Consider the following 19,149-nt stretch of genomic DNA (forward strand, 5'->3'; position numbering starts at 1 on the left):
TACGGCTGCACCGGACATCATGTCGGCAGCGGCGGCACTTTATGCGGCGGCCAAACGGATGGCAATTCGCATTTGGGAAGGGTGTTTGTTTATGCGTGCGGCATTTGAGCGTAACCGCCCAAATGCCGCCCCTCAAACGCCGGGCGCCAGCATCCGCTGGCTTGGGCTTCCTCGCATTTCAGTCCGCTCATGCCCCCCGAAATGCTGCGGCGGCCCCGGTCGGGGCCTACAACGCCCCGATGTAGCCAAAAGCCAGCAGCCACAAGGCGGCCACGGCCAGCGAGACCAGCGTCATGGGGATGCCGCAGCGGGCGTGTTCGCGAAACCCCAGGGTGACGCCGGATGCCGCCGCCCGCTCCACCGTGATGATGTTGGCCAGGCTGCCGGGCAGAGCCAAGTTGCCGGCCAGGGTGGAGAACAGGGCCAACGCGTACAGCGCCCCCTCCGGCGGGTGGGCCCACACCTTCATCAGCAGCACCACGGCCGGCACGTTGCCGATGGTGTTGCTGGCCAGCACGCTGAAGCCGGCCAGGAAGGGCAGCCGGTCCAGCGGCAGGCCGGCGGCCGTCAATTGGTCCACCAGCTGTGCCGGCAGGCCGGTGGCGGCCAGGGCGCCGGTCAGGATGAACAGGCCGGCGAACAGGGCCAGCAGGTGCCAATCCACCAGGCCCAGCATGTCGCGGCTGGCGAAGCGGCGGCTGACCAGCATGCAGCCGGCCACCCCCAGCACCGCCACGTCGCGGGGAAAGGGCGTGGTGAAGATCACCAGCAGCGCCACGGTACCGATCAGGCCCTTGGACAATTGCCAGGCCCGGGGCGATTCCGGCGGCACCTGGGGCGCCTGCGCCGATCCATTGGTCAGGCGTCCCCGCCACACCCGCGCCACCACCAGGTAGACCACACCCATGGACAGCAGCGCCGGCACGCCGCAGGCCAGCAGGAAGCGCCAGAAATCCAGGTGTCCGATCTGGCCGATCAGGATGTTCTGCGGGTTGCCGATGACGGTGGCGGCCGATCCGGCGTTGGCGGCACCCGCCAGCGCGATCAGGTAGGGCCGGGCGTCCAGCCCCCGCGCCCGCAGGCCGGCGCACAGCAGCGGCGTCATGGCGAACACCACCACGTCGTTGGCCAGCAGGGCCGACAGCCCCCCGCCCACGCCGACCACCGCCGCCAGCAGCACCTCCGGCCTCAGGGGCACGTTGGCCAGCCGCCAGGCGCACCAGTCGTAAAAGCCGGACATGGCGAACTGGGCCGACAGGATCATCAGGCCCAGCAGGATGAACAGGGTGGGGAAATCGATGGCCTTGACGGCCGCCCCCTCCGTCATCGCCCCCGCCACCATCAGGACGATGGCGCCCAGCATGGCGATGCCGGTGCGGTCCACCTTCAGCGGCGGCAACTGGCCCACGGCCATGCCCAGGTAGACGATGGCGAAGGTGATGAGGATCAGCACGGTCATGGCCGCCAGCGCTACCGTGCGCAGGGCCGCTCAGCAAGGAGGAATCGCCGCGGCACCCCCTACTGCCCCCGCCCCTCCACCGTCTCGCGCCGATAGTCGGCGTACGGCCTGTCCGCCTCCGCCTCGCACCGCGACCGTTCCGCCGGCGGGTAATCGCGGCAGGTGCTTTTCCGCCAGGCCTGACCCGTCGCATAAAGCTGCCGGGGGGAACAGGCGCCGAGGCCGATCACAACGGCCCCGGCCAGCAGCAAGCACCCGATCCCCACGCGCGCCCTTGTCATTCCGGCACGCTTTCCGATGTCGGCGACGCCTCGTAACGCAGCAGGTCCCCCGGTTGGCAGTCGAGATATCGGCAAATCCGCTCAAGCGTCTCAAACCGCATGCCCTTGACCTTGCCTTGTTTCAGCAGCGACAGGTTGGCCTCGGTGATCCCGACGAACTCGGCCAGTTCCTTGGACTTGACGTTACGCTCGGCGAGCATGACGCCCAGCCTTACCCGGATCGGCATCGACCTGCCCTCACACGAACTGACGATTCTCAGCGGCGATGTCGGCCGCTTCGAGCAACACCCAGGCGATGACCGCGACCATCGCGGCAAACAGAAGCGCCAGCAGCGTGTCGGACCCGAAATTCACGACAAGGCTGCGGACATGGCCGGGGCTCGTGGCGCCCAGCAGCAGGCCCAGGGCGGCGCCGACGACCGGCTTCAGCAAGGACGACGCCGCGACGGCCAGCGCGAAAGACCTCAGCCCACGGATCGCTTCGGATGAAAACGCCTGGCCCCGGGCGAACATCTCAAAAGAGCGGCGGGCACGCAGAAGGCCATAGATCAAGGCCCCCAACGGCACCATCGACAAGGCGAAACCGCCCCAGACGGACCGGCATCCCGATGCCGGCCGGCGGTACCGTCATGAGCCCGGCGTGATGGAACAGGGTCTCGGGCGGCGTCCACCACCAGTAGACCAGCATGGCGACGACTAGCGGCGGTGCGGCGGCGACGCAGGCCCATGCCATCCATCTGCTGACCCGGCATATGCGGATTTGGCGCGCGGACCGGTCAGGGTCGGCAAAGGACGGTTCGACGATCAACGATTGGGTCATGTCTCCTCCTGGCTGCAGGAAGATCTAACACATTAATTATCGTTTTACAATAATTTATATCTACGCTACGATCTTATACGCATGACATTTGATCTTGGCCGATCAAATGCCCCCTCAGGCGCCGGGCGCCAGCATCCGCTGGCTTGGGCTTCCTCGTTTTGCAGTCCACTTCATTCCCCGCAAAACTCCGGCGGCTGCGGTCGCAGCCTACAGCGGCACGAGTCGAAATCTTGTGCCGCTGGTATTGATCCAGCAACCACGAGGCTCCCCATGCCCATTCCCGGAAGGCTGTTCAACGCGTCAATGCTTGTGGCTGTCGCGATGGGGCCGGGCGCCGCCAGCGCAGAGCCCACGACGCCCGGCGGCGCGATCTCGGTCGCGCAGGTCAATCAGATGCTGGATCAGGCGCCGACCAACGGCATCGCGCGGCAAGTGCTGACGGCCTACCTTGCCGGCGTCGGCGAAACTGTCGGGGTCATGATCGCCACAGGGGGCGGTGCCACATGCCAGCAGCCGTTCAGCCTGACGGCCCAGGACGTCCGGGCGGCGCTGGGCACAGCGGGGAACGGCCTACAGGCGGGCGCGGTCGCCGCGACGCCGCTGATCGTGCATGACATGCTGAACCGGGCGCAATGCAGCCGGCGACAGGGGGATTAGGCCGCGGCCTCTTTACCGGACGCGCCCTGGGCCAGCATGTCCACCTGCATGCCTTCACGGGCGGCGAAGCTGGCCGGCCATTCGCGTTGCGCCTCGCCCTCGATGGCGTGCATGCGCACGTCGTCATGGTCGGGGTCATGGTGGAACAGGCACAGGCGCCCCACCCCGGCGGCGCGCGCCAGGCGCACACCCTCACGCCAGGTGGAATGGCCCCAGCCCCGGCGGCCGGCGAATTCCTCATCCGTGTAGGAACTGTCGTAGGCCACCAGGTCCGCGCCCTGGATCAGGCCCAGGACGTTGGCGTCCATGCGGTCGGGGTCATGCTCGGTATCGGTGACGTAGCAGAAGCTGCGCCCCTCATACTCGATGCGATAGCCGGTGCCGCCGCCCGGATGGTTCAACGGGGCGGTGCGCACGGTGATGCCGTCGCCCAGGTCCAGCGTGGCGCCGGGCCGGAAATCCTCAAACACCAGGGCTGCGCGCAGCTTTTGCAGCGGCACCGGGAACAGGCAGGAATCCATGGGTTTTTCCATGACGGACTGGATGCAGTGGGCACCCTGGCAGTGACCCGCCATCACGCGCATGGAAAAGTCGGGGGCGTAGCACGGCTCGAAAAAGGGGAAGCCGTTGATGTGGTCGATATGGGTGTGGGTCAGCAGCAGGGTGACGTCGTTGACGCCGCGCGCCCGCAGGCTCTTGCCCAGGGACCGCAGGCCGGTGCCGGCATCCAGGACAAGCGTGCGATCACCCGCCGTCACCTCAATGCAGCTGGTGTTGCCACCATACTCAAGATGACTGGCCATCGGACAGGGGACAGTCCCGCGGACACCCCAGAAGGTAACGGTGAAACCCATAAACAGCAGCCCCGATTTCCATCACGGCCAAGCTAACCTTCGTCCCTGCGACGGTCTGTGACGTGTCGCACAGGAAGGCGAGGCGCTTGGGCACAAGTGCACAGGACTTGTCAAGTGATGTTCGCCAGGCGAACACGCAACTCCTCCCGAGGGGGTAGCGGCCGCCACGCGGATGGGGACTTGAAAATTCGCGGGAAATCCCCGGAAACCGCCGGAAATCAGGATCGGCGGGGCCGCAGGCGATGGTCCAGGCGCTCATCATCCAGGCCGGCCGGTTCCTGGTGGATGGCGAAGTCGGCGCTGGGAAAGGCGGCGCGCAGGCCCGATTCGATCTCATCGGTGATGTCGTGCGCCTCAGCCAGGCTGAGGTGGCTGTCCAGTTCCAGGTGGAATTCCACATGCTGGCCCATGCCGGTGGACCGGGTGCGCAGATCGTGCAGGCCGCGGGCGGCAGGGTGGGCGTTCACCAGATCGACGATGCGGGCGCGATCCTCGTCCGGCAGTTCCCGATCCATCAGCACGTCCAGTGCGGTGCGCGAGATGCCGATGGCACCCCACACCAGGAAGACGGCGATGCCCAGGCCGAACAGCGGGTCCCAGAACCCCTGCCCCGTCCAGCGGCCCAGCAGCAGGGAAATGGCGACCGCGATGTTCAGCAGCAGGTCGCCGCTGTAGTGCAGGCTGTCGGCGCCAATGGCCAGCGACTGGGTGCGGCGGATGACCCAGCGCTGGAACATCACCAGGAAGAAGGTGAGGATGACGGCACCCCCCATGACCCACAGGCCCAGGCCGATGTCGCCCACGGGCCGGGGTTCGAACAGCCGGCCCAGCGACTCATAGCCGAGGAACATGGCGGAGCCGACGATGAAGGCCGACTGGATCAGGGCCGCCAGCGGTTCCGCCTTGCCATGGCCGAAGCGGAAGGCGAAGTCCGGCGGCTTCAGCGCGCGCGCCACGCTGACCAGCGTGATGACGGAGGCCAGCGCGTCCACGCTGCTGTCGATCAGGGACGACAGGATGCTGACGGAATTGGTGGCGAGGTAGGCGGTGAACTTGGCGGCGATCAGGATAAGCGCCACGGTCACGCTGGCGTAGGTCGCCCCGCGCCGCCAGCGCCCGTCCTTGTCGGCGCCGTCCTCGGGGGGCGGCGCTTCTGTCTTCGTCGTCCCCGAGGTCATCATGCGCAGGCGTTCTTTACGGGTAGAGGCGCTCCGTCGTCCAGGCAGCACCATCGGCGGCTGCTCGAGTATACGCCAGGCGGTCGTGCAAGCGGAACTCCCGATCCTGCCAGAACTCCATGCGCACGGGCGTGACGCGATAGCCCGACCAGTGCGGCGGGCGGGGGATGTCGCCCTCGCCGAAACGCGCCGTCTCCTCCGCCACGCGGCGTTCCAGGGTGGCGCGGCTGTCGAGTTGCTGCGACTGCTTTGATGCCCAGGCGCCGATCTGGCTGCCGCGCGGGCGCACGGCGTAGTACTCATCCGCTTCGGCCGCGGTGACGGGCGTGACATGGCCGTCCACCCGCACCTGGCGGCGCAGGGTCTTCCAGTGGAAGCACAGGCCCGCCACCGGATGGGCCACCAGTTCGCGGCCCTTGCGGCTCAATGTGTTGGTGTAGAAAACGAAGCCGGTGTCATCCAGGCCCTTCAGCAGCACGATGCGCGCCGTGGGGATGCCGTCGTCACCGATGGTGGCCAGGGACATGGCGTTGGGATCGTTGGGTTCGGTGCGCGACGCCTCCTCCAGCCAGGTGCGGTAAAAGGGCGAAGGGGTCGGGTGCGACAACAAAATCCATGGTGGTAATCCGTGTCATAGATATGCCGGAATTGCCGCCAACCATACGCGACACTACATCCTTGTCCACGAAGGATGCCGCATGGTCGACCCGCACGCCGCCGTATGATCCCGACGCCAATAATTGGCCCAGATCATTTGTCGGAAGGTTGGCCGAGGCTGGCTCGTGTAATTAGGTAAGGCGTTTCACCCAGTCCGCACGCTCGGCGGCGGCACCAGGAGAGGGAAGAGGACCAACAATCATGAAGAAAGTCATCCTCGCGTTGATGGCGTCGAGCGTCCTGTTGAGCGCGTGCGACACCACCGGCGGCAAGAACCAGACCGTGGGCATGCTGGGCGGTGCCGCCGCCGGCGGCCTGATCGGTTCGCAGTTCGGCCATGGCGGCGGCAAGCTGGCAATGACCGGCCTGGGCGTGCTGCTGGGCGGCCTGGCGGGCAGCTCCATCGGCAAGCGCATGGACGAGGCCGATCGCGCCGCCATGGAACGCAATACGCAGATGGCCTACACCGCCCCGGTGGGCCAGCCCATCGTGTGGAACAACCCCAACAACGACCACCAGGTCGTCGTGACGCCGGTGCGCGACGGCACCCGCAACGACGGCTCATACTGCCGCGAATTCCAGCAGACCATCGTCGTCGCCGGGGAGAAGCAGCAGGGCTACGGCACCGCCTGCCGCCAGCCGGACGGCAGCTGGAAGATCGTCAACGACTGACGGCCGCCCGGGCCTTGTGACCTTGATGCCACCCCCGGCCCGCATCGGCGCGCCGGGGGTTCGCTTTATCCGGACACCGGCCAGCCCCATATTGTCTGCAGCCCTGCAGGGGGCCGTGCTTGAAGCCATGCGCGGGTTGCGCATATGGTGGGGCATTCCGGCAATAGATAGTGCGACCATGCGCGATCCCTACCAAATCCTTGGCATCAGCCGCACCGCGACCGCCGATGACATCAAGCAGGCGTATCGCCGCCTGGCCAAGCAGTACCACCCCGACCTGAACCCGGGCCGGGCCGATATCGAGCAGAAGTTCAAGGAAGCCAACAGCGCCCACAGCCTGTTGGCGGATCCGGACAAGCGCGCCCGTTTCGACCGGGGGGAGATCGACGCCACCGGGGCGGAGCGGCCGGACCGTTCCTTCCGCCGCGCCTATGCCGGCGCCGGCCGGTCGGGCGATTTCGACTTCGACGACGATCCCTTCGCCGACATCTTCGGCGCCGCGCGCAAGCGGGGCGGCCACGGGGTGAAGGCGCGGGGCAGCGATGTCGCCTATTCCGTCACCGTGACCTTCGTGGAAGCCTGCCTGGGCACCAAGCGGCGCCTGAACCTGTCCACCGGCAAAAGCATCGATGTCGCCCTGCCGCCCGGCACGCAGGACCAGCAGAAGTTGCGCCTGAAGGGCCAGGGGCTGCCGGGCCTGGGTGGTGCGGGTGCCGGCGACGCCATCGTGGAGGTGCACGTCACCCCCCACCCCTATTTCGTGCGGCGCGAGGACGACATCCACCTGGATGTGCCCGTGACCCTGCAAGAAGCCCTGCTGGGCGCCACCATCAAGGTGCCGACCCTGGATGGTGCCGTGCAGGTGAAGGTGCCCAAGGCCGCCAATTCCGGCACCACCCTGCGCCTGAAGGGCAAGGGCGTCGCCAACGCCGACCGCGGCACCCAGGGCGACCAGTACGTGAAGCTGACCGTCGTCCTGCCCGACCGGCCGGACGCGGAGCTGACCACCTTCATCGAGAAGTGGGGCAAGACCCACGACTACGACGTCCGCCGCAAGGCGGGGCTCATTTAGTTAGTCCCTCAAACGCCGGGCGCGGCCATCCGGCCGCTGGGCTTGTCCTCGGTTTTCAGTCCGCTGACGCTCCCCAAAAACCTCCGGCGGCTGCGGTCGCAGCCTACAGCCGCATGAGCCTTGGCTCATGCGGCTGGCACTGTTAACGATCCACCATGGCCTGGGCGGCGGCGCCATAACGGTCGCCCGACACCTGGAAGGTTTCCAGCGCGCCGTCCAGCCGGGCGACATCCGCCGCCGACAGGCGCAGGGCGTCAGCGCCCAGGTTCTCCTCCAGGTACTTGCGGCGCTTGGTGCCGGGGATGGGCACGATGTCCGGCCGCTTCTGCAGCAGCCAGGCCAGCGCCACCTGCCCCGCCGTGGCCCCGTAACCCTGGGCGATGTCGCGCACGAAGTCGGCGATGCGCTGGTTGGCGTCGAAGTTGGCGCCCTGCAGGCGCGGGTCGTTGGTGGCGCGGTAGTCGCCCGCCGGATACTCCTCCGCCCGCTTGGCGATGCCGGTCAGGAAGCCGCGGCCCAAGGGGCTGAACGGCACCAGGCCGATACCGAGTTCCGCCAGCAGGGGCAGGACATCGCGATCCAGGTTGCGTTCCCACAGGGAATATTCGCTCTGCACCGCCGTCACAGGCTGCACCGCGTGCGCCCGGCGGATGGTGTCGCACCCGGCCTCCGACAGGCCGAAATAGAGGACCTTACCCTCCTTGATCAGGTCGCGGACGGTGCCGGCCACGTCCTCGATGGGCACGGCCGGATCGACGCGGTGCTGGTACAGCAGGTCGATGCGGTCGGTGCGCAGGCGCTTCAGCGAGGCCTCAACCACCTCGCGGATGTGGTCCGGCCGGCTGTCGGTGCCGCTCATGGCACCACCCTGGCCGATGACGAAGCCGAACTTGGTGGCCAACTGCACCTGGTCGCGCCGGCCTTCCAGCGCCCGGCCCAGCAGATCCTCATTGGTGTAGGGCCCGTAGACCTCTGCCGTGTCCAGGAAGGTGCAGCCCAGTTCGATGGCGCGGTGCAGGGTGGCGATGGATTCGGCGTCATCCGGGCTGCCGTAGGCATGGGTCATGCCCATGCAGCCCAGGCCCAGCGAGGAGACCTCCAGGCCCTGCCGGCCCAATTTGCGTCGCGTCAGCATGTCCTTGCCCTTTCATTTCCGGAAAACAGACGGCCTCTGACCGGGGGACGATCAGAGGCCGCTGGAACGCCCGCCGCTATGACGGCGCTTACTCGAAGGGGGCCGTATTACGCTCCGTGAGTTTCGAACAGCTCCAGCGTGCGCCGGCGCGCCAGCTTCGCATCATCCAGGTCGGCATCCGGGCGGCCGTCGTTGTTGAAGCCGTGGCCGGAGTTCTCATAGATGTGCACCGGCACCTCGGGGTGCGCCGCCGTGATGGCGGCCGAGACGGTGTCGGCCGGGATGTGCGCGTCCTTGCGGCCCAAATGGCAGACCACCGGGCAGTTCAGGGGCAGGTCCACCATGCCGGGGATGCCGCCACCGTAATAGGCGGACACCGCCGCCAGGCCGGTGGCCTTGGACGCGGCGCGCCAGGCGACGGTGCCGCCGTAGCAATAGCCCACCAGGAAGACGGGGCCCTTGTCCTTCAGGGCGTCGACGCAGGCCTGGATGTCGGCCACCGGGTTGTCCATGCCGTTGGCCTGCATGTAGCCCACGCCCTTTTCCACGCCGGCGGGGTCGTGCTTGGCCAGGAAGCCCCTCTCCTGCCGGTCGAACATGGAGGGGGCGATGACCTCGAACCCCAGGGCGGACCAGCGGGCGACGTCGGCCTGCACGTAGTCATCCAGGCCGAAGATTTCCTGGATGACGATGACGCCGCCCTTGCGCGCACCTTCGGCGGCGGCGTGCAAGGCGGTGAATTCGAACCCGTCGATCGCGGACCGCAGGGTGATCTTCTCGGCCATTATTATGATCCTAACGAATAGTGAGTGAACGGTTTGTCACCCCTGGTTACAGGGCCGGCGCCTATCTGCCCACCGCCGTGCGATCTTCGGTCGCGGGTTGGATAAGCGGGGTTTCCGGCGCCAGCAGTTTCGACAGGGGCATGCCCATGAGGGAGCCGGCGTCGCGCCGCACCTGGTCGAAGATGGTCTTGACGTTGCGCTGCCAGTCGGCCTGCAGATGCCCGACCGACAGCAGGTCGCCCCACATGCCGAAGTCCAGCGCCCAATAGAGATCGCTCAGGCTGGCGTCGTGCGGATCGCGGGTGGCGACCCAGGCGCCGTCGGCGGTGCGCACGGTCCAGTTGGCCGCGTGCAACTGTTCCAGCATGCCGTCGACGGCCACCGCCCCCACCGGCACGCGGGTGATGATATCCGCCCGCTTCAGGGCGTGGCCGTCGCGCGACGCCAGCATCAGCTCGCGCAGGATGCCCAGCGCCACGACCAGGCGCTGGGCCGGCGACAGGCCGTCGGGCCCCAGTTCGGTGATGCGGCCCGCCCGCCATTCCGGCAGGGCCGCCGTCACCTCCGCCCCGAACAGGATCAGGCACCACACCAGGTACAGCCACAGCAGCACGGTGGGCAGCACCGACAGGGCGCCGTAGATGGTGGTGTAGGTGTGGACCTGGCCGATGTAGAGCGCGAAGGCCACCTTGGCGGCCTCCATGGCGGCACCGGCCACCACCCCGCCCACCATGGCGTCCTGCCAGCGCACCGGCCGGGTGGGGATGGCGAGATACGTCAGCCCGAAGAACAGCGTCTCCAGCAGGCCGGGCAGCACCCGGCGCACCAGGGCGATCACCACCGAGCCCTGGCCGCCCAGGTACTCCACCGCCACCGTGGACAGCGACAGGCTGACCCCCAGCAGCAGGGGCGCCATGGTCAGCACCGCCCAGAACGACAGCAGGCGCACCAGGACGGAGTGCCGTTCCCGGCTGCGCCAGATGGCGTTGTACGCCCCCTCGATGGAGAAGAAGAGCAGGATGGAGGTGATGGCCAGGCCCATCACGCCGACGCCGGTCATGGTGCCGGCGTTGCTGACGAACTCATGCAGGCGGTCGTTCAGGTTCTCGCCCACCTGGGGCACCAGATTCTGCAATAACAGCATTTCCGCATCAGCCCGCAGCTTTTGGAATGCAGGAAATGCCTGGAAAATGGCGAAACCGACGGTGAAAAGCGGCACCACCGCCAGCAAACTGGTGTAGGTCAGCGAGCCCACCGCCTGCAGGCAGTTGTCGCGGTAGAAGCGGCGCACGGCGTAGCTGGCCACACCCACCACCGCCAGCAGGGCGTGCCGGGCCGCATCCGGCAGGTTCGCGATCAGGCGGTGCCAGTAAGGGACGGGGGCTGACGTATCAGTCATGAGAACCTGCCGATCGAAGGCTGCCGCCTGTGAATTCTAGCCGTGCGCTTATGTCGGGTGCCCAGCCTTTGACCGTAAAACCGGTTCGTGTAGGATGCGCGCCTAATTTTCCGGAGAGAGACCGATGAGCACTTCGACTGGCACCCCCGTGACGGGGGGCCCCGTGACCGGCACCCTGATGGCCGGCAAGCGCGGCCTGATCATGGGTGTCGCCAACGATCGGTCCATCGCCTGGGGCATCGCCAAGGCGGTCGCGGCCCAGGGTGCCGAACTGGCCTTCACCTATCTGGGCGACGCGCTGGCCAAGCGGGTGAAGCCGCTGGCCGAACAGCTGGGCGTGCCGCTGGTGCTGCCCTGCGACGTCAATGACGAGGCCAGCATCGACGCGGTGTTCGCGACCCTGAAGGAAAAGTGGGGGACCATTGACTTCGTGGTGCATGCGATCGGCTTTTCCGACAAGAACGAGTTGGACGGGCTGTATCTCAACACCTCACGGTCCAACTTCCTGATGACCATGGATGTTTCCTGCTATTCCTTCACGGCGGTGGCCCAGCGGGCGGTGCCGATGATGACGAACGGCGGCAGCCTGCTGACCCTCAGCTATTATGGCGCCGAGCGGGTGATGCCGCACTACAATGTCATGGGTGTCGCCAAGGCCGCGCTGGAGGCCAGCGTGCGTTACCTGGCGGCCGACCTGGGCGGGCAGAACATCCGCGTCAACGCCATTTCCGCCGGCCCGATCAAGACCCTGGCCGCCAGCGGCATCGGCGACTTCCGCGCCATCCTGAAGTGGAATGAACTGAACGCCCCGCTGAAGCGCAACGTCACCACGGGTGAGGTCGGCAATTCCGCCCTGTACCTGCTGAGCGACCTGGGCAGCGGCGTCACGGGCGAAGTCCACCACGTCGACAGCGGCTATCACACCGTCGGCATGCTGGCGGTGGACAGTGCTGCGGAAACCGCGGCCCTGCTGCAAAGCCTGGTCAAGTCGGAAGGGTAAGCTGACATGGCCGGGAACGGCATCGGGACCCAGTTCCGTTTCACCACCTTCGGCGAAAGCCACGGGGTGGCGCTGGGCTGCGTGGTCGACGGCGTGCCGCCGTTGATGGAGCTGGACGAGGCGTGGGTCCAGGGTTTCCTGGACCGGCGCAAGCCCGGCCAGTCGCGCTTCACCACCCAGCGGCGCGAACCGGACACGGTGCGCATCCTGTCCGGCGTGTTCGAGGGCAAGACCACCGGCACGCCCGTCTGCCTGATGATCGAGAACGAGGACCAGCGGTCCAAGGACTACGGCGACATCAAGGACAAGTTCAGGCCGGGCCACGCCGATTACACCTATTGGGAACGCTACGGCATCCGCGACTATCGCGGCGGCGGCCGGTCGTCGGCGCGGGAAACCGCGTCGCGCGTGGCCGCCGGTGCCGTGGCGCGCCGGGTGCTGGAGGCGGTGCCGGGTGGCGTCACCATCCGCGCAGCATTGGTGCAGGTGGGCCCGCACAAGGTGGACCGGTCGCGCTGGGACTGGGACCAGGTGGACCAGAACCCGCTGTTCTGCCCCGACCCGGTGATGGCCGAGGAATGGGCGCACTATCTGGACGGCATCCGCAAGAACGGCTCCTCCGTCGGTGCCGTGGTCGAGGTGGTGGCGTCGGGCGTGCCCGCCGGCCTGGGTGAGCCCATCTACGACAAGCTGGACGGGGATCTCGCCCGCGCCATGATGACCATCAACGCCGTCAAGGGCGTGGAGATCGGCGCCGGTTTCGCCGCCGCCGAACTGACCGGCGAGGAAAACGCCGACGAGATGCGGGCCGGCCCCGACGGCAAGCCCCTCTTCACCAGCAACCACGCCGGCGGCATCCTGGGCGGCCTGTCCACCGGCCAGGATGTGGTGGTGCGCTTCGCCGTGAAGCCCACCAGCAGCATCCTGACCCCCCGCCGCACCCTGGACATCCACGGGCAAGAGACGGACATCCTGACCAAGGGTCGTCACGACCCCTGCGTCGGCATCCGTGCCGTGCCGGTGGGCGAGGCCATGATGGCCTGCGTACTGGCCGACCATTGGCTGCGGCTGAGGGCTTATAGATAAGATTCCCTCAGACGCCGGGCGCCGGCATCCGCCGGCTTGGCTTCCTCGTTTTGCAGTCCAGTCCGTTCCCCGCAAAACTCCGGCGGCCACGGTCGTGGCCTACAACGGCGTGAACGCCGTTGATTTCGCTTATGACTTGGAAACGGCAACGGCCCCGCCTGATCACCAGGCGGGGCCGTTTTGCTTTTGGCCGAACCGATAGGGCCGATCAGCGGCCCTGGATGGTGATGGTCAGGGTGTCGGTGTAGCTGCCAGCGACGGCCTGGGCGTTGGCGGGCACGGTCACGGCGATGGTGGCCTGCTTGGCGAACTGGGCGGAGGAGCGGCTGACGTTGACGCTGCTGCCGCTGGACTGGCCGTCGTAAATGGGGGTGTAGCTGATGGGCTGGGCGCCATTGGCCGAGGACTTCAGGTTGGCGCCGTTGGCCGAGGAGACCGAGATGGTGTAGCCCGCGCCGTCGTTGCAGGTCTCCACCGCCGTGCCGACGGTGACGTTGGTCGAACCCGTCAGGATGTTCAGCTGCGCGCCGGCGTCGGTGACCGCGATGGTGCAGGTCTGGGCGACGGTGCCGTTCAACTGCACGGTGCCGGAGGTGGCGGCGAAGGCGGGGGCGGCGACCAGGGCGGCGGCGAAAACGGCGGCGGCGGCGATGCGGCGGATCATGGCGAAATTCCTATCGGTTCGGTGGGCTTGTTGCCCGGCTGTTTAATGCTTCCGATATAAGCAATTCGGATGCCAGGTTCGGTGGCATAGCGGGCCATTTTTGTAACTGATTGAAAATCATCACTTATCTGTAAGATGGACTTTGCCGTCACGGCACAGGCGTCCACCGCCATGGCGATACGCAACAGTGCCGAAATGACAAGCTCAATGAAATCAATGCATTACAAGATGCATTCAGCCATGGTCCGAACAGCACAAAGGGGCGGCCCCGGCTGGGACCGCCCCTTCGCGAACTTAACCGAACCGATGCGGCGGCTTACTTGCCGGCGATGGTGACCGTCAGGGTGTCGGCGTAGCTGCCGGCGATGGCCTGGGCGCTGGCCGGAACCGTCACGTACATGGCGGCGGTCTTGGCGAACTGCGCGCCCGACCGGGTGACCGTGAAGCTGGAGCCGGAGCCGTTGGTGCCGTCGTAGGTGGTGGTGTAGTTGATGGCCTGGGCGCCGGTGGCCGAGGACTTCAGCGAACCGTTGTTGGCGGAGGCGACGGTGATGGTGTAGCCCGCACCGTCGTTGCAGTTCTCAACCACCGAACCGACCTGCACGTTGCTGGAGCCGGCCAGGATGTTCAGCGTGGCGTTGCTGTCGGTGACGGCCACGGTGCAGGTCAGCGCCACGGTGCTGTTCAGCTGCACGGTACCCGAGGTGCCGGTGGTGGCGGCGAAGGACGGGGCGGCGGCGAAAGCGGCGAAGACAACGGCGGCAGTGGCGGCGGCAGCGATGCGGCGGATCATGACGTGAATTCCTATCGGTTCGGGTGGGCTTGCTGCCCAGGTTGGTTCATGCCTGTTCTTAAGCATCCGGCATGCCAACTTTCGCCGCACCGCGAGCATTCTCTGAAAATATTAGCGATATCAGTCAGATAGGAACGCGGCCCGTCTTCAACCCACCCCACCCGATCGGCATATATCCTTGGAACTAGAAAAACCAATGCATCACGCATCACGCCCTCGGGATAGGGCGTAACTGCATTTCGCAACAAACCCATGCGATGTGCAAAAATCAGGTTCGGCGCCGCGCCTCGAGCATCAGGGCACCTGGCCGGCCATCGCCCACCGGCCGGCCATCCATGGCCACCACCGGCCGTACCATGAGGCTGGAGGTGAGGAACAGTTCCGTGGCGCGGACCAGGTCGGCCGGCAGCAGGGATCGCTCCACACCGCCCAGTTGATCCATTACGGCCGCCCGCCGGGTTCCGGGCAGCACGCCGTCCGCCAGCGGCGGGGTCACCAGGGCGCCGTCCAGCACCGCGAACAGCGTGGCGGCGGTGGCGCCCGCCACCCGGCCGGCGGTGTTCAGCAGCACGGCGTCGTCCGCCCCCTCCGCCGCCGCCTGGCGCCGCGCGAGGATCTGGTCCAGGTAGTTCAGGCTTTTCACCCGCGACAGGGGCGAATGCTCGTTACGGCGGGTGACCGTCGCCACCACCACCCGGGCCGGCGGCAACACCGCGCCGGCGGGGGCCGCCGTCACCAGGATGGTGGGTGTGGGCGGGTTCGGACGCGGCAGGCCCCGGGGGCCGAGGCCGGCACTGACCGTCAGGCGCAGGGCACCATCCGCCAGATCGTTGGCCGCCGCCGTATCGGCCAGCGCCGCCGCCAATTCAGCCATGGGCGGCAGGGGCAGGCCCAGCACCGCCGCCCCATCCCGCAGGCGCGCCAGATGGGCGTCCAGGCGGACAACGGCGCCGTCCCGCCAGCACAGCGTCTCAAACAGGCCGTCGCCCAGCAGGAAGCCCCGGTCATTGAACGCGATGCCGGCGGATGCCGCCGGTCGCAAGGTACCGTTCAGCCAGACCAGGTTCATGCCGCCTCGCTTCCGGATCGCCCACTGTCCGCCACCACCGGCGGCCAGGCCATGTCGGGGTCCAACGCCGTCAGCAGCGCCTTGGCCTTGACCAGGCTTTCCTCATATTCCGCCGCCGGGTCGCTGTCGGCCACGATGCCGCCGCCGGCCTGGACCATCACCCGGCCCTCGGCCACCGCCAGGGTGCGGATGATGATGGAACTGTCCATGGCCCCGTCCCAGCCCAGCCACAGCACCGACCCGCAATAGGGCCCACGCCGGGCGCCCTCCAGCTCATGGATGATCTGCATGGCGCGGATCTTGGGCGCCCCGGTGATGGACCCGCCGGGGAAGGTGGCGCGCAGCAGATCCACCGGCCCCAGGCCGCGCTTGAGGGTCGCCTCCACCACGCTGACCAGGTGATGCACGGTGCGATAGCTTTCCAGCCCGCACAGGGTGGGCACCGCCACACTGCCCACCTCCGCCACCCGCGACAGGTCGTTGCGCATCAGATCCACGATCATCAGGTTTTCCGCCCTATCCTTGGGCGAGGCCAACAGGTCGGCCGCCAGGGCCCGGTCACGAACGGGGTCGGGGTCGCGTGGCCGCGTGCCCTTGATGGGCCGGGTCTGCACCCGGCCGGCGGTGTCCAGCGCCAGGAAGCGTTCCGGCGACACCGACACCACCGCGCGGCCCTGGCCCAAGTCAAGCAAGGCCGAAAACGGCGCCGCCGCGCGGGGCCGCAGCCGGGCGTACAGGTCCAGCGGCGTCGCGCCCGGCGCCAGGCGGGCCAGGAAACGCTGGGTGATGTTGGCCTGGTAGATGTCGCCGGCGGCGATGTAGTCCACCGTGCGCGCCACCGCCGCCTCATGATCGTCCCTGGACCAGGCGGCGCGCCAGCCGGCCCCGTCCAGCAAGGGGCCCTGCCCTGCCGGCGTCGCACCGGCAGGGGCATCCAGCAGCGCCTGCCATTCCCGGGCGCGGGCGTCGGCATCCGGCCGGCCGGCGGACAGGATCCAGGCCCGCCCCGTCGCATGGTCGATGGCGACGATGCGGTTATAAAAGCCCACCGCCATGTCGGGCAGCGGCAGGTCGGCGGCATGCGGTGCCGGCAGCGCCTCCAGTTGGCCGCCCAGCTCATACCCCAGGAATCCCACCGCTCCACCGCGGAAAGGCGGCAGGTCCGGTGCCGTGGGGCCATCGCCCACCAGCACCCGCCCAGCCGCCAGCAGGTCGCCCACCACCGTCAGCGCGTCACCCGCCACCACCTGGCCGTTCACCGTGACGGCGGCACCGGCGCATTCCACCCAGGCATGGGGATCGGCGCCGATGTAGCTGTAGCGGGCGCGGGTCAGATCGGCGGCAGCGCCATCCAGCAGGAAGGGACGCGACAGGTGCGCCAGCCGGGCGTACAGCGCCACGGGATCGGTGATGGACAGCGGCACTGCCGTGATGGATGCGGGGCGCGTCATGGTGGGCGGACCTTACCCCGTCGACCGGGGCCCCGCCAGACGAAGGTCGGCAACCTTGTGTCTTATGAAATGGGTGTCTTACGAATGGCGCCAGCCGAAGGTAAGGCATGCCCCGCCACCCGGCCGCCTTGGCAAGGGTCACGCGCTGTGGTGGTATGGCGGTCGGAATTTACGGCTCCCAGGAAACCGCCTCGATGCGTTTCATCGTACGCTTGTTCGCCTTGATCGGCCTGTTCGGCGTTCTGCTTGTCGCCGGCCTGATCCTGCTGGCGATCAAGACCAAGGACAAACAGCCCACCCTGCCCCAGTCCATCGTCCTGGAATTCGACTTCGAACGCCCCCTGGCGGAAGCGCCGGGTGAGGACGGATGGGCCGGTGTCTTCTCCAGCCGCCACGGCAGCGTGCGCGAGGTGGTGGACGCCCTGGAACAGGCCGGCCGCGACCCACGGGTGAAGGGCTTCGTCGCCAAGGTGGGCAACGCCAGCCAGGGCATCGCCACCACCCAGGAACTGCGCGACGCCATCGCCCGCTTCCGCGCCACCGGCCGCTTCGCCTACATCCACGCCGAAAGCTTCGGCGACGCCGGCAGCGGCATGGGCCCCTATTACCTGGCCAGCGGCTTCGACCAGGTGTGGCTGCAGCCGGTGGGCACGGTGGGCATCACCGGCATCGCCGTCACCCAGACCTTCTTCCGGGGTGCCTTGGACACCATCGGCGTGCAGCCGGAGATCAGCAAACGCGCCGATTACAAGACGGCGGCGGAGATGTATGCGGAAAAGAAGGCGACGCCCGCCAACCGCGAAATGACGGAAAGCCTGGCCGGCGACATCTATGACCAGATGGTGCTGGGCATCGCGGAAGGGCGCCATTTGGGCCCCGACGCGGTGAAGACCGCCATCGACCACGCCCCCCTGCTGGACAGCGAGGCGCTGGCCGGCAAGCTGGTGGACAAGCTGGGTTATTTCGATGAGGTGGAAAAGGCGGCCCTGGACCGGGCGGGCGGCAAGGCCGCCGACGCCGACACGGTGGGCCTGCTGAGCTATGGCAAGATCGCCGGTTCCGCCTTCCAGTCCGGCCCCACCATCGCCCTGATCGTGGGCGAGGGTGAGATCGAGCGGGGCGGCAAGGACGACAGCGGCTTCGGCAACCAGGCCGCCTTCGCCGCCAACCGCGTCGCCGACGCCTTCGACACCGCCATCCAGCAGGCGAGCGTCAAGGCCATCCTGTTCCGGGTGAACAGCCCCGGCGGCAGCCCCGTGGGGTCGGAGGTGGTGCGCCATGCCGTAGACAGGGCGCGGGCCGCCGGCAAGCCGGTGGTCATCTCCATGGGCGACGTGGCGGGGTCCGGCGGCTATTGGGTGGCGATGGATGCCGACCGCATCGTGGCCCTGCCCGCCACCCTGACCGGGTCCATCGGCGTGCTGGGCGGCAAGTTCGTGGCCAAGGGCCTGGCCGACAAGCTGGGCGTGGGCATCGACCAGGTGACCCGCGGCGCCAACGCCACGATCTGGAGCCCGGCCAGCCCCTATACCGACAGCGAGAACGCGCGCCAGGAAGCCATGCTGGACGCGATCTACACCCAGTTCACCAACGGTGTCGCCAAGGGGCGCAAGCTGGATATCGCCAAGGTGCAGGACATCGCCAAGGGCCGCGTCTACACCGGCCGCCAGGCCAAGGATCTGGGCCTGGTGGACGCCATCGGCGGCTATGACGTGGCCTTGCAACAGGTGCGGCAGGTGGCCAACATCCCGGCCGGGGCCAGCCTGACCATCGTGCAGTTCCCCAAGCCCAAGAACACCTATGAGATGGTGCTGGACCTGCTGAACGGCAAAGCCGCCGTCCAGATGGCCAGCGCTGCCGAGGCGCGGGGGGCGGACAAGGTGATGGCCGACTACGGCCCGCTGCTGAACGTATTGCAACCCGTGGTCCGCGCCGCCCGCCGGCAGGATCAGGTGCTGATGATGCCGGATCTCAGCGTCAACAGCGCCGCCTACTAAGGCGCATCCGATCCAAACCGGAACACCACCCCCGGCCAGGGTTTCCCTGGCCGGGGGTTTTCTTTTGCGCGAAAAGGGCGCGCACCCTGGCATATGCGGCGATTTGTCACCATCTGATGC

Annotated in this window: 21 protein-coding genes; 6 read left to right on the top strand and 15 right to left on the bottom strand. The window is 67.7% G+C overall.

The window, feature by feature from the left end:
• Nucleotides 1-226: 226 nt before the first annotated feature.
• The 4 genes from PW843_17515 to PW843_17530 are packed head-to-tail and all read right to left on the bottom strand — an operon-like array spanning nt 227 to nt 2,316.
• Nucleotides 227-1,459 carry an SLC13 family permease gene (locus PW843_17515; GenBank protein ID MDE1148388.1) on the bottom strand — a complete coding sequence of 411 codons (1,233 nt, stop codon included), beginning with the start codon at nt 1,457-1,459 and terminating at the stop codon, nt 227-229.
• A 59-nt stretch (nt 1,460-1,518) separates the two neighbouring features.
• Nucleotides 1,519-1,725 carry a hypothetical protein gene (locus PW843_17520; protein ID MDE1148389.1) on the bottom strand — a complete coding sequence of 69 codons (207 nt, stop codon included), beginning with the start codon at nt 1,723-1,725 and terminating at the stop codon, nt 1,519-1,521.
• Between the two features lie 11 nt (nt 1,726-1,736).
• Nucleotides 1,737-1,967 (bottom strand): helix-turn-helix transcriptional regulator, encoded by a 231-nt coding sequence (locus tag PW843_17525; GenBank protein ID MDE1148390.1) that lies wholly within the window; start codon nt 1,965-1,967, stop codon nt 1,737-1,739.
• 10 nt (nt 1,968-1,977) lie between these two features.
• On the bottom strand, nt 1,978-2,316 hold the full coding sequence (locus PW843_17530; GenBank protein MDE1148391.1) for a DUF2975 domain-containing protein: 339 nt from the start codon (nt 2,314-2,316) through the stop codon (nt 1,978-1,980).
• Nucleotides 2,317-2,830: 514 nt separating this feature from the next.
• Between PW843_17530 and PW843_17535 the strand changes: the two genes are divergently transcribed.
• Complete coding sequence (locus PW843_17535) at nt 2,831-3,217, top strand: hypothetical protein (GenBank protein ID MDE1148392.1); 387 nt, start codon at nt 2,831-2,833, stop codon at nt 3,215-3,217.
• Here the strand turns inward: PW843_17535 and PW843_17540 are convergent.
• The 3 genes from PW843_17540 to pdxH all read right to left on the bottom strand — a co-directional run bounded on the left by PW843_17540 (nt 3,214) and on the right by pdxH (nt 5,856).
• The gene (locus PW843_17540; protein MDE1148393.1) at nt 3,214-4,071 is read right to left on the bottom strand and encodes an MBL fold metallo-hydrolase; all 858 of its coding nucleotides are present in this window, start codon (nt 4,069-4,071) and stop codon (nt 3,214-3,216) included. The two genes, PW843_17535 and PW843_17540, sit on opposite strands and share 4 nt — an antisense overlap.
• Before the next feature lie 218 nt (nt 4,072-4,289).
• Nucleotides 4,290-5,252, bottom strand: a complete 963-nt coding sequence (locus tag PW843_17545) for a cation diffusion facilitator family transporter (protein ID MDE1148394.1) — start codon at nt 5,250-5,252, stop codon at nt 4,290-4,292.
• Nucleotides 5,253-5,265: 13 nt separating this feature from the next.
• Nucleotides 5,266-5,856: a pyridoxamine 5'-phosphate oxidase gene (gene pdxH, locus PW843_17550; GenBank protein MDE1148395.1), complete on the bottom strand. Its 591-nt coding sequence runs from the start codon at nt 5,854-5,856 to the stop codon at nt 5,266-5,268.
• A 251-nt stretch (nt 5,857-6,107) separates the two neighbouring features.
• Here pdxH and PW843_17555 point away from each other — a divergent pair, with 251 nt between their 5' ends.
• Nucleotides 6,108-6,578: an RT0821/Lpp0805 family surface protein gene (locus tag PW843_17555; GenBank protein MDE1148396.1), complete on the top strand. Its 471-nt coding sequence runs from the start codon at nt 6,108-6,110 to the stop codon at nt 6,576-6,578.
• Nucleotides 6,579-6,756: 178 nt separating this feature from the next.
• The gene (locus tag PW843_17560) at nt 6,757-7,650 is read left to right on the top strand and encodes a DnaJ C-terminal domain-containing protein (GenBank protein MDE1148397.1); all 894 of its coding nucleotides are present in this window, start codon (nt 6,757-6,759) and stop codon (nt 7,648-7,650) included.
• A 142-nt stretch (nt 7,651-7,792) separates the two neighbouring features.
• Here the strand turns inward: PW843_17560 and PW843_17565 are convergent, their stop codons facing one another.
• From PW843_17565 to PW843_17575, 3 genes are all read right to left on the bottom strand, one after another.
• On the bottom strand, nt 7,793-8,782 hold the full coding sequence (locus tag PW843_17565) for an aldo/keto reductase (protein MDE1148398.1): 990 nt from the start codon (nt 8,780-8,782) through the stop codon (nt 7,793-7,795).
• A 110-nt stretch (nt 8,783-8,892) separates the two neighbouring features.
• Entirely contained in the window at nt 8,893-9,570 is a 678-nt protein-coding gene (locus PW843_17570) for a dienelactone hydrolase family protein (GenBank protein MDE1148399.1), read from the bottom strand.
• Nucleotides 9,571-9,631: 61 nt separating this feature from the next.
• The gene (locus PW843_17575; GenBank protein ID MDE1148400.1) at nt 9,632-10,969 is read right to left on the bottom strand and encodes a YihY family inner membrane protein; all 1,338 of its coding nucleotides are present in this window, start codon (nt 10,967-10,969) and stop codon (nt 9,632-9,634) included.
• A gap of 124 nt (nt 10,970-11,093) precedes the next feature.
• Here PW843_17575 and fabI point away from each other — a divergent pair, with 124 nt between their 5' ends.
• Both fabI and aroC read left to right on the top strand, forming a co-directional pair.
• Nucleotides 11,094-11,969, top strand: coding sequence for an enoyl-ACP reductase FabI (gene fabI, locus PW843_17580; GenBank protein ID MDE1148401.1), 876 nt, complete (start codon nt 11,094-11,096; stop codon nt 11,967-11,969).
• A gap of 6 nt (nt 11,970-11,975) precedes the next feature.
• A complete protein-coding gene (aroC, locus tag PW843_17585) occupies nt 11,976-13,055 on the top strand; it encodes a chorismate synthase (GenBank protein ID MDE1148402.1) in 1,080 nt (359 codons plus the stop codon).
• 208 nt (nt 13,056-13,263) lie between these two features.
• Here aroC and PW843_17590 read toward each other — a convergent pair whose 3' ends face one another.
• The 5 genes from PW843_17590 to pabB form a co-directional block, all read right to left on the bottom strand.
• On the bottom strand, nt 13,264-13,719 hold the full coding sequence (locus PW843_17590) for a hypothetical protein (protein MDE1148403.1): 456 nt from the start codon (nt 13,717-13,719) through the stop codon (nt 13,264-13,266).
• Nucleotides 13,716-13,892, bottom strand: coding sequence for a hypothetical protein (locus PW843_17595; GenBank protein MDE1148404.1), 177 nt, complete (start codon nt 13,890-13,892; stop codon nt 13,716-13,718). The genes PW843_17590 and PW843_17595 overlap by 4 nt, the downstream gene beginning before the upstream one ends.
• Nucleotides 13,893-14,035: 143 nt before the next feature.
• Nucleotides 14,036-14,512, bottom strand: coding sequence for a hypothetical protein (locus PW843_17600; protein MDE1148405.1), 477 nt, complete (start codon nt 14,510-14,512; stop codon nt 14,036-14,038).
• A gap of 268 nt (nt 14,513-14,780) precedes the next feature.
• Complete coding sequence (locus PW843_17605) at nt 14,781-15,581, bottom strand: aminotransferase class IV (GenBank protein MDE1148406.1); 801 nt, start codon at nt 15,579-15,581, stop codon at nt 14,781-14,783.
• Nucleotides 15,578-17,032, bottom strand: coding sequence for an aminodeoxychorismate synthase component I (gene pabB, locus PW843_17610; GenBank protein ID MDE1148407.1), 1,455 nt, complete (start codon nt 17,030-17,032; stop codon nt 15,578-15,580). The genes PW843_17605 and pabB overlap by 4 nt, the downstream gene beginning before the upstream one ends.
• A gap of 194 nt (nt 17,033-17,226) precedes the next feature.
• Between pabB and sppA the strand changes: the two genes are divergently transcribed.
• The gene (gene sppA / locus PW843_17615; GenBank protein MDE1148408.1) at nt 17,227-19,029 is read left to right on the top strand and encodes a signal peptide peptidase SppA; all 1,803 of its coding nucleotides are present in this window, start codon (nt 17,227-17,229) and stop codon (nt 19,027-19,029) included.
• Nucleotides 19,030-19,149: the final 120 nt, after the last annotated feature.

The organism is Azospirillaceae bacterium, from assembly GCA_028283825.1.
Classification (GTDB): Bacteria; Pseudomonadota; Alphaproteobacteria; order Azospirillales; family Azospirillaceae; genus Nitrospirillum.